Annotated in this window: 13 protein-coding genes; 9 read left to right on the top strand and 4 right to left on the bottom strand. The window is 58.3% G+C overall.

What is annotated here, in order from left to right; all coding sequences use genetic code 11:
• Positions 1–2: 2 nt before the first annotated feature.
• A complete protein-coding gene (locus tag N7D90_RS02215; protein ID WP_261740708.1) occupies positions 3–2,393 on the bottom strand; it encodes a PAS domain S-box protein in 2,391 nt (796 codons plus the stop codon).
• 74 nt (positions 2,394–2,467) lie between these two features.
• On the opposite strand from N7D90_RS02215, the gene N7D90_RS02210 reads away from it, so the two are divergent.
• Positions 2,468–3,445, top strand: coding sequence for an alpha/beta hydrolase family protein (locus N7D90_RS02210; protein ID WP_261740707.1), 978 nt, complete (start codon positions 2,468–2,470; stop codon positions 3,443–3,445).
• 6 nt (positions 3,446–3,451) lie between these two features.
• Here N7D90_RS02210 and N7D90_RS02205 read toward each other — a convergent pair whose 3' ends face one another.
• From N7D90_RS02205 to N7D90_RS02195, 3 genes are read right to left on the bottom strand one after another with little or no spacing between them, the layout of a single operon-like run.
• A complete protein-coding gene (locus tag N7D90_RS02205; protein WP_261740706.1) occupies positions 3,452–4,216 on the bottom strand; it encodes a DnaJ domain-containing protein in 765 nt (254 codons plus the stop codon).
• Position 4,217: 1 nt separating this feature from the next.
• Positions 4,218–4,889, bottom strand: coding sequence for an N-acetylmuramate alpha-1-phosphate uridylyltransferase MurU (gene murU, locus N7D90_RS02200; protein WP_261740705.1), 672 nt, complete (start codon positions 4,887–4,889; stop codon positions 4,218–4,220).
• Entirely contained in the window at positions 4,886–5,911 is a 1,026-nt protein-coding gene (locus N7D90_RS02195; protein ID WP_261740704.1) for an aminoglycoside phosphotransferase family protein, read from the bottom strand. Before N7D90_RS02195 ends, murU begins: the two co-directional genes overlap by 4 nt.
• A 131-nt stretch (positions 5,912–6,042) precedes the next feature.
• On the opposite strand from N7D90_RS02195, the gene N7D90_RS02190 reads away from it, so the two are divergent.
• From N7D90_RS02190 to N7D90_RS02155, 8 genes are all read left to right on the top strand, one after another.
• Positions 6,043–8,796 (top strand): LPS-assembly protein LptD, encoded by a 2,754-nt coding sequence (locus tag N7D90_RS02190; RefSeq protein WP_261740703.1) that lies wholly within the window; start codon positions 6,043–6,045, stop codon positions 8,794–8,796.
• Positions 8,771–10,111 carry a peptidylprolyl isomerase SurA gene (gene surA, locus N7D90_RS02185; protein ID WP_261740702.1) on the top strand — a complete coding sequence of 447 codons (1,341 nt, stop codon included), beginning with the start codon at positions 8,771–8,773 and terminating at the stop codon, positions 10,109–10,111. The genes N7D90_RS02190 and surA overlap by 26 nt, the downstream gene beginning before the upstream one ends.
• A complete protein-coding gene (gene pdxA, locus N7D90_RS02180; RefSeq protein ID WP_261740701.1) occupies positions 10,108–11,097 on the top strand; it encodes a 4-hydroxythreonine-4-phosphate dehydrogenase PdxA in 990 nt (329 codons plus the stop codon). Before surA ends, pdxA begins: the two co-directional genes overlap by 4 nt.
• The gene (gene rsmA, locus N7D90_RS02175; RefSeq protein ID WP_261740700.1) at positions 11,094–11,912 is read left to right on the top strand and encodes a 16S rRNA (adenine(1518)-N(6)/adenine(1519)-N(6))-dimethyltransferase RsmA; all 819 of its coding nucleotides are present in this window, start codon (positions 11,094–11,096) and stop codon (positions 11,910–11,912) included. Before pdxA ends, rsmA begins: the two co-directional genes overlap by 4 nt.
• 123 nt (positions 11,913–12,035) lie before the next feature.
• Positions 12,036–12,416 (top strand): Co2+/Mg2+ efflux protein ApaG, encoded by a 381-nt coding sequence (gene apaG, locus N7D90_RS02170; protein WP_261740699.1) that lies wholly within the window; start codon positions 12,036–12,038, stop codon positions 12,414–12,416.
• On the top strand, positions 12,416–13,297 hold the full coding sequence (locus N7D90_RS02165; RefSeq protein WP_261740698.1) for a symmetrical bis(5'-nucleosyl)-tetraphosphatase: 882 nt from the start codon (positions 12,416–12,418) through the stop codon (positions 13,295–13,297). The genes apaG and N7D90_RS02165 overlap by 1 nt, the downstream gene beginning before the upstream one ends.
• A gap of 32 nt (positions 13,298–13,329) precedes the next feature.
• On the top strand, positions 13,330–13,659 hold the full coding sequence (gene glpE, locus N7D90_RS02160) for a thiosulfate sulfurtransferase GlpE (RefSeq protein WP_261740697.1): 330 nt from the start codon (positions 13,330–13,332) through the stop codon (positions 13,657–13,659).
• A gap of 299 nt (positions 13,660–13,958) precedes the next feature.
• Positions 13,959–15,881 (top strand): PrkA family serine protein kinase, encoded by a 1,923-nt coding sequence (locus tag N7D90_RS02155; RefSeq protein WP_261740696.1) that lies wholly within the window; start codon positions 13,959–13,961, stop codon positions 15,879–15,881.
• Positions 15,882–15,902 lie beyond the last annotated feature (21 nt).

Raw genomic sequence — 15,902 nt, 5'->3', positions numbered from 1 at the left:
CATCAACGTTTATCAACCAAAGGCACGCGGACCGTCAGGGTCGTTCCCTCTCCCGGAATGCTGTGCAAAGACAGCGTTCCGCCCAGCATCAAAACCCGCTCGCGCATTCCTACCACGCCGAACGAAGTCGGCCGGCCAGTAGACGGCACAAAGCCCTGCCCATCATCACTGATGCTCAGGCACAGCTCCTTGCCTTCCACGCTCAGGGTCAGCTCAACCGTATGCGCATGGGCATGGCGCATCACATTGGTCAGAGCTTCCTGCAGGATACGAAATAACCCCACTTCCTTGGCCGCGCCAAGCGGCGGCAAGTGTTCCGGCACCTGCACCAGACACGGAATGTGGGTACGCGCTTCAAAGCGTCTGGCCTGCCATTCGATGGCTGAGCTGATACCCGCATCCAGAATCGGCGGGCGCAGTGAAGTGGCCACATCACGCACTAGCTGGAAGAGCTGTGCAATCAGTTTTTTCATGCTGTTGAGCCGTTCATTCAACCCCGGATCGAGCTGCGCATAGGCCAGCTCGCACATCGAGGTTTCCAGCTTGAGCACCGTCAGCATTTGACCTAACTCATCATGAACTTCACGGGCGATGCGCGCCTTCTCTTCTTCACGCACGCTTTCAAGGTGCGCCGACAATTCGCGCAGTTGCCCACGGGAGCTGTCGAGTTCGAGTTCAATGCGTTTGCTTTCGCTGATATCCCAGACAATGCCGTCCCACACTACGGTGCCATCATCCAGACGGCGAGTGATCGCCTTGATTTCAGCCCAACGCTGCTGGCCTTGGCGGGTCAGAATCCGACCTTGCCATGACCAGTCACTGTCGCTGTCCAGCGCCAGATCCTGCACCCGGTGGTAGTCGGCCCGGTCATCAGGATGCACCAGGCTGCGCAAGCCCACCTCGCGCAAGCGCAACGTCGCCGGGGAGAAACCCGCCAGGCTTTCGCTGCCTTCACTGATATAGGGAAAGTCCAGTTCGCCAGTCAGCAATGAGCGCTCCAGACGAAAGACCAACCCTGGCACATTGGCGGCAATGCCCTGCAAACGTGCATCGCTCTCTTGCAGTGCGGCCTGCACCCGGTGCCGTTCGGTGATGTCATTGAGGTACACGACCAGGTATTCCGCCGTCTGAAAGCGCAGAAAACTCAAGGTCACATCCGCCGGAAACTCACTGCCATCGGCCCGCACACAGAGGCTTTCACTGCGGTGCACGCCCTCTTTGCGATTGCGTGCACGCCGCCACATATTCAACCAGCGGTCCATGTTCAGGCCTGGTTCAAAATCGCTCAACGGCCGGTCCAGCACAGCCCCCGGCTGATAGCCGAGCATGTCTTCGGCAGCCCGATTGGCGTAGCGCACATGGCTGTCCCAATTGACCCACAGGATGCCCACCGGGCTTTGGTCGATTGAAAATTGGCTCAAGCGCAAAGCCTCGGCACTGGCAGTATGCAAGACCAAGTCTTCACGTGCGCCGAGCAAGGCGCGCTCCAGAGCCGTCTGCTGACGACGTTGCCACACCACAATGGCCATGCTGGCCAACAGCAACGTACCGATCAATAAACACAGGTTCTGCCAAAAGCCGGGCGATGGCCCAAGGTGCGGATACTTGGGTTGCAGCCAGCGGCTGTGCAGTTGCTCCATGTCCCGCGCCGGAATTGCATGCAACCCACGCTCTACGATACCAGCCAACTGCGGCCAGTCACGGCGCGTCGCAACCCGCAACAATTGCGGCAAGCCAACATCACCCACCACCGCCAGCCCCGCAAACTCTGGCTCGGCAGACAGCCGGCTGAGCTGGGCTTCGTCGATTACTGCGTAAGTGGCTTGCTGGCTGAGCAACAACTGTAGGGCCTGACGCTCCAGCGGCACGCCTTGCAGGTTGAGGCCGGGGTAACTGCTGCGCAAAAAATCGGCCGTGGCGCTGGGCATGCGCACTGCGACACGGGTCTTGCTATCCACTCTCTCCAGGTCGACCGAGCCGGTGCCATTGCGTACGCCAACCAGTAACTGCGGAACCCGCATGTAAGGATCGGAAAACAGCCACAAGCGCAAACCGGCAGGGGTTTGCGTCAACCCCGGCACGAGATCGATCTCTCCCGCTCGGGCGGCCTGCTCAAGCTGTGCAAGGTCCGGGTAGTTACGCCACACCAGTTCAACATCGAGCGCCTGCGCCAGCCACTTCATCAGTTCGACATTGGCGCCCGAGAGCTGCTGAAGCCGTTGATCAAACCTGGCATAGGGTGCCTGCAAGACCAACCCCACCCGCAGCTCTTTATGCTGGGCCAGCCATTGGCGCTGCTCCTGCGACAATTGAGCCGCAGGCACAGGTGCCGCATGGCCCATCAAGGGCAGCCACAACCAGCCGATAACCCACAGATAGCAAAAACGTCTCATCTAAACGCTCACACCCTGACAAATACTGATCAACCCATTACGCTGCCGGGACTACTTCTGGCTTGGAATATCCGATGTTTTCTTATCGTCTGGCGCTACCGGCCTTGTGCCTGTCGCTGATGTTGCCACTCGCCCTGCCAGTATTTGCAGCCGAGACCGAATCCGAGACCAAGCCGCCCGTGCGCGAACCGTTGCCCGAACGCAGCCAGGAAGATGCGGCGGCTCTGCAGCGACAAATTCCGCAACAAGAGCAGCAACAACTGCAGGCCCCGAACGATAGCTTTCTCGCCCTGTGGAAACCTGCCAACAGTAGTGCCGCCAGCGGTGCGGTGATTATCATCCCCGGTGCTGGTGAAACTGCCGACTGGCCATTGGTCGTGGGCCCGTTGCGCAACAAGCTGCCGGACGCCAACTGGGCCAGTCTGAGCCTGAGCTTGCCGGACATGCAAAGCGAGGCCAGCCAGCCGCGGGAGGTCGAACCAGAGAAACCTCCTACGACATTAGCGACAGACAGTAGCAGCAAAGCGGCCAGCACCACAGCCAAACCCATCGAGCAGGCGGCCAGTGCTGGTACAGAAAGCCCGGACTCCGAGACCACGCAAAACCCTGACGAATTGAGCAAGCTCGATGCCGAACGCATCTTCGCGCGCATCGAAGCGGGCATTGCCTTTGCCCAGCAACAGAACATGCGCAGCATTGTTTTGCTCGGGCATGGCTCGGGAGCTTACTGGGCATCACGCTATATCAGTGCTAAGCACCCGGCCCAGATTCAAAAACTGATCATGGTTGAAGCCCACAAGCCCGTTCAGGCCCAGCCTGATTTGAGCCAACTGACGCCCGCCTTGAATATCGCGCTGCTGGATATTTTCTATAAAGACCAACCATTGGCTCGCGAAGCCGCCTTGCAACGGTTACAGGCCAGCAAGCGGGCTAACGGGGCGAATTTCAAACAAGTGGGATTGGTTGCCACCCCGGGAAACCGGGATGGCGAACAGGAGCAGTTGTTCCGTCGAGTGCGTGGCTGGCTCAGCCCGCAGCCTGTGGACAAATGAACGGTGCTAAAAGCCGCGCCGCTCACGAATCAAGGCGTAGGCATGATGCAATTCGCGGGTTTTTTCCGTGGCTTCACGCACCTGAGTCGGGCTGGCTCCGGTGCCAGCTACCTTGTCCGGGTGATGACGGCTGAGCAAACGTCGATAGGCACGTTTGATGTGTGCCGGTTCACAGGTGGCCGTGACCCCCAGCAAGGTCAGCGATTGCTGATAAGTACCGCCACGGGTGGCCAGGGGTTTTCTTTGGGTATCATGTTCACCCCCCAGCAACAGAACCTGTTGCCGGGTCCAACCCAGCCAACTACCCCAAAGCACAATCAGCTCGCGCTCTTGGGGAGCGACTCGGCCGTCCGCCAGAATCATCCGCCAACAGGCACGCAACACCCCTTCTGCCGCATGGGGTTGAACCTTGAGACGACGCAGATAGCCGCGTAATGAATCACTCCCGGACTTGCCACGATTGAACGCGGCAATCGCACGATTCTGCGCAGAGGGTTGCATATCGAGTTGACGCATTTCCAGCCGCGCCTGCTCGATATGTTTATCCACTACACGACCACCGCTTTTCGCCAATCGGCCAAGCAGGAGAAACAGCAGTTCATCGTTGCGCAGCACCGGCCGGGCACCAAGACGTTCAAGCAGATGCGCCCAACTGTGCAGTTGCAAACGCCGATCCAGCGCTTGCCCCAATAAAGCACCGAGCATGGCCCCCGGAATGCTGGCAATGAAAAAGCCCGCTCCGGCTCCAATCAGAGTCCCTGGCCACAACATTTTAGCTGGCGCCCTTGATCAACGACTCGACCTCGGCCAAGCGTTCATGCGTGCCCACATCCACCCAATGCCCCTGCAAACGTTCCCCTGTCACTTGCCCTGCGGCGATCGCCTTGCGTAATAGCGGCGCCAGCTTGAACGCACCCGCAGCGCAACCTTTGAACAGCTCAGGGTCGAGTACTGCGATCCCGCTGTAGGTCAGCATATCGGCACCCGGCAGGCCGTCTTGAACGTATTCGCCGTTAAGGCTGAAATCCCCGCTCGTGTGGTGCGCCGGATTGGCTACCAGCACCAGATGCGCCAGCCCTGTGAGTGGCTGGCGCAAGGCGCCAAAGTCGTAGTCAGTCCAGATGTCACCGTTGACCACAGCAAAAGGTCCATCGCCCAGCAATGGCAGGGCTTTAAAAATCCCGCCACCGGTTTCAAGCGGCTCACCTTCCGGGGAGTACTGGATGCTGACGCCAAACCGCGAGCCGTCGCCAAGGTGGTCTTCAATTTGCTGACCCAGCCAGGCGTGGTTGATCACGATGTTGGTAAAGCCCGCCGCTGCCAGTGCCCGCAAGTGGTACTCGATCAGCGGCACGCCACCCGCGCGAATCAATGGTTTTGGCGTGTGCAGGGTCAGCGGTCGCAAACGCTCGCCCTTGCCTGCTGCCAGAATCATCGCTTTCATGCATCGGCCTCGCTGGCCAGGCCAAGGCTGGCGAACAATTCACTCAGTTCAGCCAACTCGGGACGCCGCGCCAGCACTGTTTCTATATAAGAGAAGAAACGCGGCACATCGGCCAAATAGCGTGGTTTGCCATCGCGATGGCAAATTCGGGCAAAAATACCGATCACTTTCAAATGCCGCTGCACACCCATCAGGTCGCTGGCACGCAGGAACTCTTCAAAGTCGCGTTGCACCGGGATACCCAACGGCAGCGCCAGCTTCCAGTAGTCCTGCAACCACACACGCACACGCTCTTCGGGCCAGCTCAAGAAGGCGTCCTTGAACAGGCACGTGATGTCGTAGGTCACCGGGCCATACACCGCGTCCTGAAAATCCAGCACCCCGGGGTTGGGGATGCTGAGCATCAGGTTGCGCGGCATAAAGTCGCGGTGAACCAGCACCTGAGGCTGTGCCAGGGCACTGTCGATCAGCAGCCCGCTGACCCGTTGCCAGGCGCCCAGTTGCTGTTCATTGAATTCCACGCCCAGGTGAGCGCGCACGTACCACTCGGGGAACAGTTCAAGCTCACGGCGCAGCAAGGCCACGTCATAGCTGGGCAAAGGAGCGGTCATCGGCAACTGCTGAAAGGCCAGCAAGGCTTCGATGGCATCCTTGAACAATTCATCGGCGTTGGTGCTGTTAATCACATCGAGAAAGGTTTTATTACCCAGATCGTTGAGCAAAAGAAAGCCGCGCTCGAGGTCCTGGGCATAAATTTTCGGTACGTTTATCTGGCAGGTTCGCAAGAAATCAGCGATATCGACGAAAGGTTTGCAGTTTTCCTGGGGCGGCGGCGCGTCCATGACGACAAAACTGCGCCCCTCGCCTTCCCAGCGAAAATAGCGTCTGAAACTCGCATCGCTACTGGCAGCAGTCAACGTGGCTGGGGGTACAGGACCCCAACCCTCATTCGAGAACAAGGTTGCCAACTGTTCATCCAGCCAAACTTTCAGGTGTTGCAAGCGTACATCTTGGTCAGGCATTACAAGGGTCTCCGACGGCGCTAGCCGTCAAGCGGGTCATGCTTTATTATCCAGAATCTTTTCCAGACCATCGATAGGCGTGCGGTCCCCCACCGCGGGCTGATGGCACGCAGGAAGCCCGGACTAATAAGATGGCATTGAAATCCCCCGCGTTTCGTAAAAAATTTCCGTTGCTGGTAACCGGCAGTTTGCTGGCCATGCAACCTCTAGCTACGCCGTTCGCTTTTGCCGAGGAACAGTATGACTGTTCCGTGTCGGCTACGGGTGGCTGGGATTGCGCGCCAAAAACCAACGTTGCGCAGTTGCCGCCACGTCCGTCACACAGTGACGGGTCTTTAGGCGCCAACGGTGAAACCGCCGAGCAAGCCGCACAGGCTCCGCTGGTGACTGAAGCCAAAGGCCGCGGGCTCAAGGCTCGCAGTGCTGACTACAGTCACCTCGACTGGGTTCCACGTGAGCAGCTGACAGCCGCGCAACTGGCCGAAACCGGTCCGTACTGCTCCGGGTCTTACGTCGAGCCCAACCGTCCGGGCATGCATGACACCACCAGCAAAAGCGATGCGCCTACGTTTGTGGGCGCCAAAGCCTCCCGCTATCAGCAGGAAGAGCAGGTCGCGACCCTGGCCGGTGACGTCGTCATGCGCCAGGGCAGCATGCAGGTCGAAGCCGACGAAGCCAGCCTGTATCAGGCTGAAAGCCGTGGCGAACTCAATGGCAACGTCCGCCTGCGTGACAACGGTGCATTGATTGTTGGTGATCACGCCGACGTTCAACTGGACACCGGCGCCGCCAAGGTCGACAACGCCGAATACGTGCTGCACAAGTCGCGTATTCGCGGCAGTGCGCTGTACGCCAAACGGGCTGAAGACTCGATCATCCGTCTCAAGGACGGTACGTACACCACGTGCGAGCCGAGCAGCAACGCCTGGCAACTCAAGGGCAACAACATCACGTTGAACCCGGCTACCGGTTTCGGTACGGCGACCAACGTGACGCTACGGGTCAAAGACATCCCGATCTTCTACACCCCGTACATCTATTTCCCGATCGACGATCGCCGTCAGTCCGGTTTCCTGCCGCCGTCTTTCAGCAGCAGTTCCGACACCGGCTTTATGCTCGTGACTCCGTACTACTTCAACCTGGCACCTAACTACGATGCCACGTTGTACCCGCGCTACATGACCAAGCGCGGCTTGTTGATGGAAGGTGAGTTCCGCTACCTGACCGAATCCAGCGAAGGTCAGTTTGGTGCCGCGTACCTCAACGACGACAATGACGACCGCAAACGTCAGACCGACTACACAGACAAGCGCTACATGCTTAACTGGCAGCACAAGGGCGGCCTGGATTCGCGCGTCCTGACCGAAGTTGACTACACCAAGATCAGCGACCCGTATTACTTCCAGGACCTGGAAAGCGACCAGATCGGCGTTGAAAGCCGTGACTACCTGAACCAGCAGGGTGCCGTCAGCTACCGTGGCGATGACTACACCGCCAAGCTGAACGTACAGGCTTATCAGCTGGCCACCGTTACTCAGATCACGCCTTACGACATGCTGCCGCAGCTCACCCTCAATGGTGTCCTGCCGACGCAACCGGGTGGTCTGAATATCGGCTACAACACCGAGCTGGTTCGCTTCGATCGCAACCTCGAAAACGGCAGCTACACCAACGAAGATGGCACGGTAGATCCTCGCCTCGACAACAACGTGGCTGGCCTGGCCCGGGCCAACGGTACGCGTCTGAACCTTGCGCCGAACGTCAGCATGCCGCTGAACTGGAGCTACGGTTACCTGACGCCATCGTTGAAGTACATGTACACCCAGTACGATCTGGATCTGGATGGCATCGGCAAGACAGAAATGGTCAAAGACGGCCAGAAATTCAACAGTTCGGTCAACCGCAGCGTGCCAATCGCCAGCGTCGACAGCGGCCTGTATTTCGACCGTAACACCAACTGGTTCGGCACCGACTACCGCCAAACCCTGGAACCGCGTGCGTTCTATCTGTATGTACCGGAGAAAAATCAGGATGACATCCCGATTTTCGATACCAGCCAGAGCACCTTCAGCTATTCCTCGCTGTGGCGTGACAACCGTTTCACCGGCACCGACCGTGTGGGCGACGAGAACAAGCTGTCGCTGGGCCTGACCAGTCGCCTGATCGAAGACGACGGCTTTGAGCGTCAGCGCATCAGCCTGGGCCAGGCTTACTACTTCCAGGACCGCAAGGTTCAGTTGCCTGGGATTGACGCAAACCGTAAGGACGCAACTTCCAGCGTGTCTCCGTATGCACTGGAATACGCCTACCGCTTCAACCGCGACTGGCGCGCAACAGCCGACTACAACTGGGATCCGGAAACCCACAGCCCGCGCTCGGGCAGTGCGATGCTGCACTACCAGCCTGAAGACAACCCGAACAAGGTTATCAACGTCGGCTACCGCTATCGCGACGACCAGGTCCGCTACGACCAGTACACCGGCAAATGGACTGTGGGCGGCGGCGACTACCTGTCTCCAGGACAACCGGGCTACATCAAGGATTACTACAAAATCCAGCAGCACGATTTCTCGGTTATCTGGCCGATCGTGCCGCAATGGAACGCCATCAGCCGCTGGCAGTACGACTACAACCGCAACCGTACCCTGGAAGCCTTCGGTGGTTTCGAGTACGACAACTGCTGCTGGAAGCTTCGTCTGATCAGCCGTTATTGGGTATCCAACGACGAGTACACCCAAGCAGCCCCTCTTAATGAGAAGGGCGACCATGGTCTCTTCCTCCAAGTTGTGCTGAAAGGTCTCGGTGGCGTTGTTGGCACCAAAGTAGAGAGCTTCCTCGACAAAGGCATCCAAGGTTATCGTGAACGTGAAGATCAAGCTTTCTGAGTGTCTGCGCCCGCTAATGCTGGGCGCGTTGTTCCTAGGTACCGCAGCTAGCGCTGCGGTACAGCCCCTGGATAAGGTGGTGGCCATTGTCGACAACGACGTGATCATGCAGAGCCAATTGGACCAGCGTGTCCACGAAGTTCAGCAAACCATTGCCAAGCGTGGCCAAGGCGTACCGCCTGCCAGCGTTCTGGATCAGCAAGTGCTTGAGCGCCTGATCGTCGAAAACCTGCAACTGCAGATCGGCGAACGCTCAGGTATCCGTATCGCGGATGAAGAGCTGAACCAGGCCATTGGCAGCATTGCCCAGCGCAACGGCATGTCCATCGAACAGTTCCGTCAGGCTCTGGCCCGCGACGGCCTGTCTTATGAAGATGCCCGCGAGCAGGTTCGTCGCGAAATGATCATCAGCCGTGTGCGTCAACGCCGCGTGGCTGAGCGCATTCAGGTAACGGATCAGGAAGTGAAGAACTTCCTGGCCTCTGACCTTGGCAAAATGCAGCTGTCCGAAGAGTACCAACTGGCCAATATCCTGATTCCAACGCCTGAAAGCGCGAATTCGGAAGCCATCCAGAACGCTGCCAAGCAGGCTGAGGACGTCTACAACAAGCTCAAGCAGGGCGCGGACTTTGGCCAAATGGCTATCGCTCGCTCCGGCAGCGATACGGCACTGGAAGGCGGCGACATGGGCTGGCGTAAAGCTGCCCAACTGCCACCTCCTTTCGACCGTATGCTCAGCGAAATGCCTGTGGGTGACGTGACGCCTCCAGTGCGTACGCCTGGCGGCTTCATCATCCTCAAGCTGAATGCAAAACGTGGCGGCGGATCGGTTGTAGTGGACGAAGTTCATGTTCGCCACATCCTGATCAAGCCAAGTGAAATCCGCAGCGAAGCGCAAACCAAAGAGCTGGCAGCCAAAATCTACGACCGCATCACATCGGGCGAAGACTTTGCCACTCTGGCCAAGACGTATTCGGAAGACCCGGGTTCTGCCCTTAACGGCGGCGACCTGAACTGGGTTGACCCCAATTCGCTGGTACCCGAGTTCCGCGAAGCCATGGCCGATACTCCGCAAGGCGTACTGTCCAAGCCGTTCAAGACTCGATATGGCTGGCATGTCCTGGAAGTCCTTGGCCGCCGCGCCACTGACAGCACCACCCAGGCCCGTGAACAGCAGGCAATGAACGCACTGCGTAACCGCAAGTACGACGAAGAGCTGCAAACCTGGCTGCGTCAGATCCGCGACGAAGCCTATGTAGAAATCAAACTTCCTGGCGCTAGCGCAACAGATGGCGCAGGTCAGGCCGCGCAGTGAAAACACAGCGTTTTGCACTGACACCCGGCGAACCGGCAGGTATAGGTCCAGACCTGTGCCTGCTACTCGCCTCGCAACCCCAGCCGCACCCCCTGATAGCAATCACCAGCCGCGACCTGCTCCTTGAGCGGGCCGCGCAGCTCGGTGTGGCTGTCAGCCTGTTACCGGTCGAGCCTGGCAACTGGCCCGAAAAACCTGCCCCAGCAGGCAGCCTGTACGTCTGGGATACCCCACTGAATGCCAAAGTCACTGCCGGCACACTGGACAAGGCCAATGCAGCGTTTGTGCTGCAAACCCTGACCCGCGCCGCGCAAGGCTGTCTGAATGGCGACTTCGCGGGCATGATCACCGCCCCGGTGCATAAAGGCGTGATCAACGAAGCGGGCATCCCGTTCTCCGGGCATACCGAATTCCTTGCTGACTTGACCCAGACCGAGCAGGTCGTGATGATGCTTGCCACCCACGGACTGCGCGTGGCACTGGTAACCACTCACTTGCCACTGCGCCTGGTCAGCGATGCAATCACACCCGAGCGTCTGATGCGGGTTACCCGTATTTTGCACGCCGACCTGCAACAAAAATTCGGCATTGCCCAACCGCGTATCCTGGTCTGCGGGCTCAACCCCCATGCCGGTGAAGGCGGACATTTGGGCCATGAAGAAATAGACATCATCGAACCAACCCTGGAGCGCCTGCGCAGCGAGGGCATGGACCTGCGTGGCCCGCTGCCTGCCGACACTCTGTTTACCCCCAAATATCTGGAACACTGCGACGCAGTGCTGGCGATGTACCACGACCAAGGCCTGCCCGTACTCAAGTACAAGGGGTTCGGTGCCGCAGTCAACATCACCCTGGGCTTACCGATTATCCGCACCTCTGTCGACCACGGCACCGCCCTGGATCTGGCGGGTAGCGGCAAGATCGATACCGGCAGCCTGCAAGTCGCCCTGGAAACCGCCTACCAGATGGCCGAGACCCGTATATGAACGAGCAATACCAACACAAGGCGCGCAAGCGCTTTGGTCAGAACTTCCTGCACGATGCGGGCGTTATTGACCGCATCCTGCGTGCCATCCACGCCAAGGCTGACGATCGCCTGCTGGAAATCGGGCCGGGCCAGGGTGCCCTGACCGAAGGCATTTTGAACAGCGGTGGCCAGCTCGACGTCGTGGAACTCGACAAAGACCTGATCCCGATCCTCAATCGCCAGTTTGCAGGCATGAGCAACTTCACCCTGCACCAGGGTGACGCGCTGAAGTTCGACTTCAAGAGCCTTAATGCAGCACCGCGCACCCTGCGCGTGGTCGGAAACCTGCCGTACAACATTTCCACCCCGCTGATTTTTCACCTGTTGAAAAACGCCGACCTGATCCGCGACATGCACTTCATGCTGCAAAAAGAAGTGGTTCAACGCATGGCCGCTGGTCCTGGCGGTGGCGACTGGGGTCGTCTGTCGATCATGGTTCAGTACCACTGCCGCGTCGAACACCTGTTCAACGTAGGCCCCGGCGCGTTTAATCCACCGCCAAAAGTTGATTCGGCAATTGTCCGCCTGGTGCCGCACGAAGTGCTGCCGCATCCGGCCAAGGACCATCGCATGCTTGAGCGCGTGGTTCGCGAAGCCTTCAACCAGCGCCGCAAAACCCTGCGCAACACCCTCAAAGCCTTGCTCAGCAACGCTGAAATCGAAGCCGCCGGCGTCGATGGCAGCAAGCGCCCAGAGCAACTCGACCTGGCCGCCTTTGTGCGTCTGGCCGACAAGCTCAGCGAACAACCTGTCGAAGCGCCCGCTGCCGACTGACCGCTGAGAAAAAACGGGTACCCGGTCAGACACCACGTCTGGCCTAGTACCCGTTGTTTGGCCTAGACTCAGGCATCAGTTTTATCCCGAACTGTGTCTCCGCTTTCAAGTAAGGCCTTTCGCATGCCCGATCCCCGCTATCTGGTCGACGTCAGCGTCGTCACGCGTTACCTGCCAGAACAATCACAGCCCGAACATCAGCGTTTTGCCTTTGCTTACACCATCACGGTGCGCAACAACGGCTCAGTACCCGCGAAGCTGTTGTCCCGGCACTGGGTGATAACCGACGGCGATGGCCATGTCGAAGAAGTCCGCGGCGCTGGCGTTGTCGGACAACAACCGAAAATCGACCCCGGTAGCGAACACACCTACAGCAGTGGCTCGGTGATCATGACCAAGGTCGGCACCATGCAAGGCAGCTACCTGATGCATGCCGACGACGGTCATGAATTCAAAGCCATCATTGCGCCCTTCCGCCTTGCGGTGCCCGGAGCCCTGCACTGATGACGGTATATGCCGTTGGCGACCTGCAGGGCTGCCTGCAGCCACTCAAGCGCCTGCTGGAGCGCGTAGCGTTCGACCCGGGTAAAGACAAGCTCTGGCTGGTAGGTGATCTGGTCAACCGTGGCCCGCAATCGCTGGAAACCCTGCGGTTTCTATACCGCATGCGTGAATCACTGGTATGCGTACTGGGCAACCATGACCTGCACCTGCTGGCTGTGGGCTATAACATCGAGCGCCTGAAAAAAGGCGACACACTGCGCGAAATCCTCGAAGCACCCGATCGCGATGAGTTGCTGGACTGGCTACGCCAGCAACCGCTGCTGCACCACGACAGTGAGCGCAACATCGCACTGGTGCATGCCGGGATTCCGCCGCAATGGACGCTGAAAAAAGCCCTCAAGTGCGCCAGCGAAGTCGAGCAGGCCCTGCGCAATGACGATCTCATCAGGCCGTATCTCGATGGCATGTACGGTAATGACCCGGCCAAGTGGGACAGCGACCTCACCGGCGTCACCCGTCTGCGGGTTATTACCAACTACTTCACCCGGATGCGTTTTTGTACCCGCGAAGGCAAGCTCGACCTCAAAAGCAAAGAAGGCCTCGGCAGCGCCCCGCCCGGCTATGCACCGTGGTTCAGCTATAAAGAACGCAAAACCCAAGGCCTCAAGATCATCTTCGGGCATTGGGCGGCGCTGGAAGGCAACTGCAAGGAGCCCGGCATTTTCGCACTCGACACAGGCTGTGTTTGGGGTGGAGCCATGACTCTGCTCAATGTCGACACCGGCCAACGCCTGAGTTGCGACTGCGACGGCCCTGGCATTGCCGCACCCTCCATCGTCCCGCAATCAGCCCAACCTTCCCAACCCTTGGGCGCCGGCTAACCGCGCCCGCTGTCAGGCCACAGGAACTTCCCATGACCGAATTCAAACGTATCCCGCCAGAGCAGGCCCAGGCCTTGCGCGAGCAAGGCGCCGTAGTGGTTGATGTACGCGACCCGCAAGCCTTCGCAGCCAGCCATATCAGCGGCGCGAAGCACCTGGACAACCACTCGCTGCACGACTTCATCACCAACGCCGACCTCGACGCACCACTGATCGTCGCCTGCTACCACGGCAACTCCAGTCAAAGCGCCGCAGCGTATTTGGTAAGCCAGGGTTTTAGCGAGGTCTACAGCCTGGATGGCGGCTTCGAGTTGTGGCGTACAACCTATCCAGCCGAAACCGCTCAAAGCACAAACGAATAATATTTTTATTTACGCCAGCCCCCGTGATCAGTGGGCTGGCGCCCTTCCTGACCAACGGTCAAACGCAACAATTCATGCATCGCGCCTTGACCTTGCGGATTACCAACTATCCTTTACCTCAGGCCATCCAAATCTGGGGAGAGCCGGTACACCGGCGAATGGATCATCGGTAGTAACTTCAAGGGCTTAGCCACCTTGATGGTGTCCTGGGGGGTACACAGCAGCTGAAATGCTGCTGCATGCCAGCACTCGAACTGACCGGTCTATCGCCGACTCCACGTATCGAGCGAGGTGACGTCATGAGTATTTTTAGCCACTTCCAACAACGCTTTGAATCCACACGCCAGGAAGAGCTCACGCTCCAGGAGTATCTTGAGCTGTGCAAGCAAGACAAAAGCACTTATGCCTCTGCCGCTGAAAGGCTACTGCTGGCCATTGGTGAACCGGAACTGCTGGACACCTCCAACAACTCTCGCTTGTCGCGAATCTTCTCCAACAAAGTGATTCGCCGCTATCCGGCCTTTGAAGACTTCCACGGAATGGAAGAATGCATCGACCAGATCGTTTCCTACTTCCGCCATGCCGCGCAGGGTCTGGAAGAAAAGAAACAAATCCTCTACCTGCTGGGCCCGGTCGGGGGCGGCAAGTCATCGCTTGCCGAAAAGCTGAAACAACTGATTGAAAAAGTCCCTTTCTACGCAATCAAGGGCTCACCGGTCTTTGAGTCGCCTTTGGGCCTGTTCAACGCCACCGAAGATGGCGCAATCCTCGAAGAAGACTTCGGCATTCCGAAACGCTACCTGAGCACCATCATGTCGCCGTGGGCCACCAAGCGTCTGGCCGAGTTCGGTGGCGATATCAGTCAGTTCCGCGTGGTCAAGCTCTACCCTTCGATCCTCAACCAGATCGCAGTGGCCAAGACTGAACCAGGCGATGAGAACAACCAGGATATTTCGGCACTGGTGGGCAAGGTCGATATCCGCAAGCTCGAAGAATTCCCGCAAAACGACGCAGACGCCTACAGCTATTCCGGCGCACTGTGCCGATCCAACCAGGGCCTGATGGAGTTCGTGGAGATGTTCAAGGCACCGATCAAGGTGCTGCACCCACTGCTGACCGCCACCCAGGAGGGCAACTACAACAGTACCGAAGGCCTGGGCGCGATTCCGTTTACGGGCATCCTGCTGGCCCACTCCAACGAGTCGGAGTGGCACACCTTCCGCAACAACAAAAACAACGAAGCGTTTATCGACCGGATCTACATCGTCAAAGTGCCGTACTGCCTGCGTGTCAGTGACGAAGTAAAAATCTACGACAAACTGCTGTTCAACAGCTCACTGGCCAAAGCCCATTGCGCACCTGACACCCTGAAAATGCTGGCCCAGTTCACCGTACTCTCACGCCTCAAAGAGCCGGAAAACTCCAACATCTACTCCAAAATGCGGGTCTATGACGGCGAGAACCTCAAGGACACCGATCCCAAAGCCAAGTCCATCCAGGAGTACCGCGACAACGCAGGCGTCGACGAAGGCATGAACGGCCTTTCGACCCGCTTCGCGTTCAAGATCCTGTCCAAGGTATTCAACTTCGACCCGCACGAAATTGCCGCCAACCCGGTTCACCTGCTCTACGTGCTCGAACAACAGATCGAACAGGAGCAGTTCCAGCCCGAAACCCGCGAGCGTTACCTGCGTTTCCTCAAAGAATACCTGGCGCCGCGCTACATCGAGTTTATCGGCAAGGAAATCCAGACCGCTTACCTGGAGTCCTACAGCGAGTACGGGCAAAACATCTTCGATCGTTATGTGCTTTACGCTGACTTCTGGATTCAGGACCAGGAATACCGTGACCCGGAAACCGGCGAAATCCTCAACCGCGTGGCGCTCAACGAAGAACTGGAGAAAATCGAAAAACCGGCAGGCATCAGCAATCCGAAGGATTTCCGCAACGAAATCGTCAACTTCGTACTGCGTGCCCGTGCCAACAATAACGGCAAAAATCCGACCTGGCTCAGCTACGAAAAGCTGCGCGTAGTCATCGAGAAAAAAATGTTCTCCAACACCGAGGACCTGCTGCCGGTTATCAGCTTCAACGCCAAAGCGAGCAAGGAAGACCAACAGAAACACAACGACTTTGTCACTCGAATGGTCGAACGCGGCTACACCGACAAACAAGTACGACTGCTCTCCGAGTGGTACCTGCGAGTCCGTAAGTCGCAGTAAGGCAGCTGTAAGCCACCAGCG

Source organism: Pseudomonas fragi, assembly GCF_025426255.1.
GTDB classification, from domain to species: Bacteria; Pseudomonadota; Gammaproteobacteria; order Pseudomonadales; family Pseudomonadaceae; genus Aquipseudomonas; species Aquipseudomonas kulmbachensis.
The sequence above is the reverse complement of the archived record's forward strand: the minus strand, read 5'-3'. Positions and strand labels throughout refer to the sequence as shown.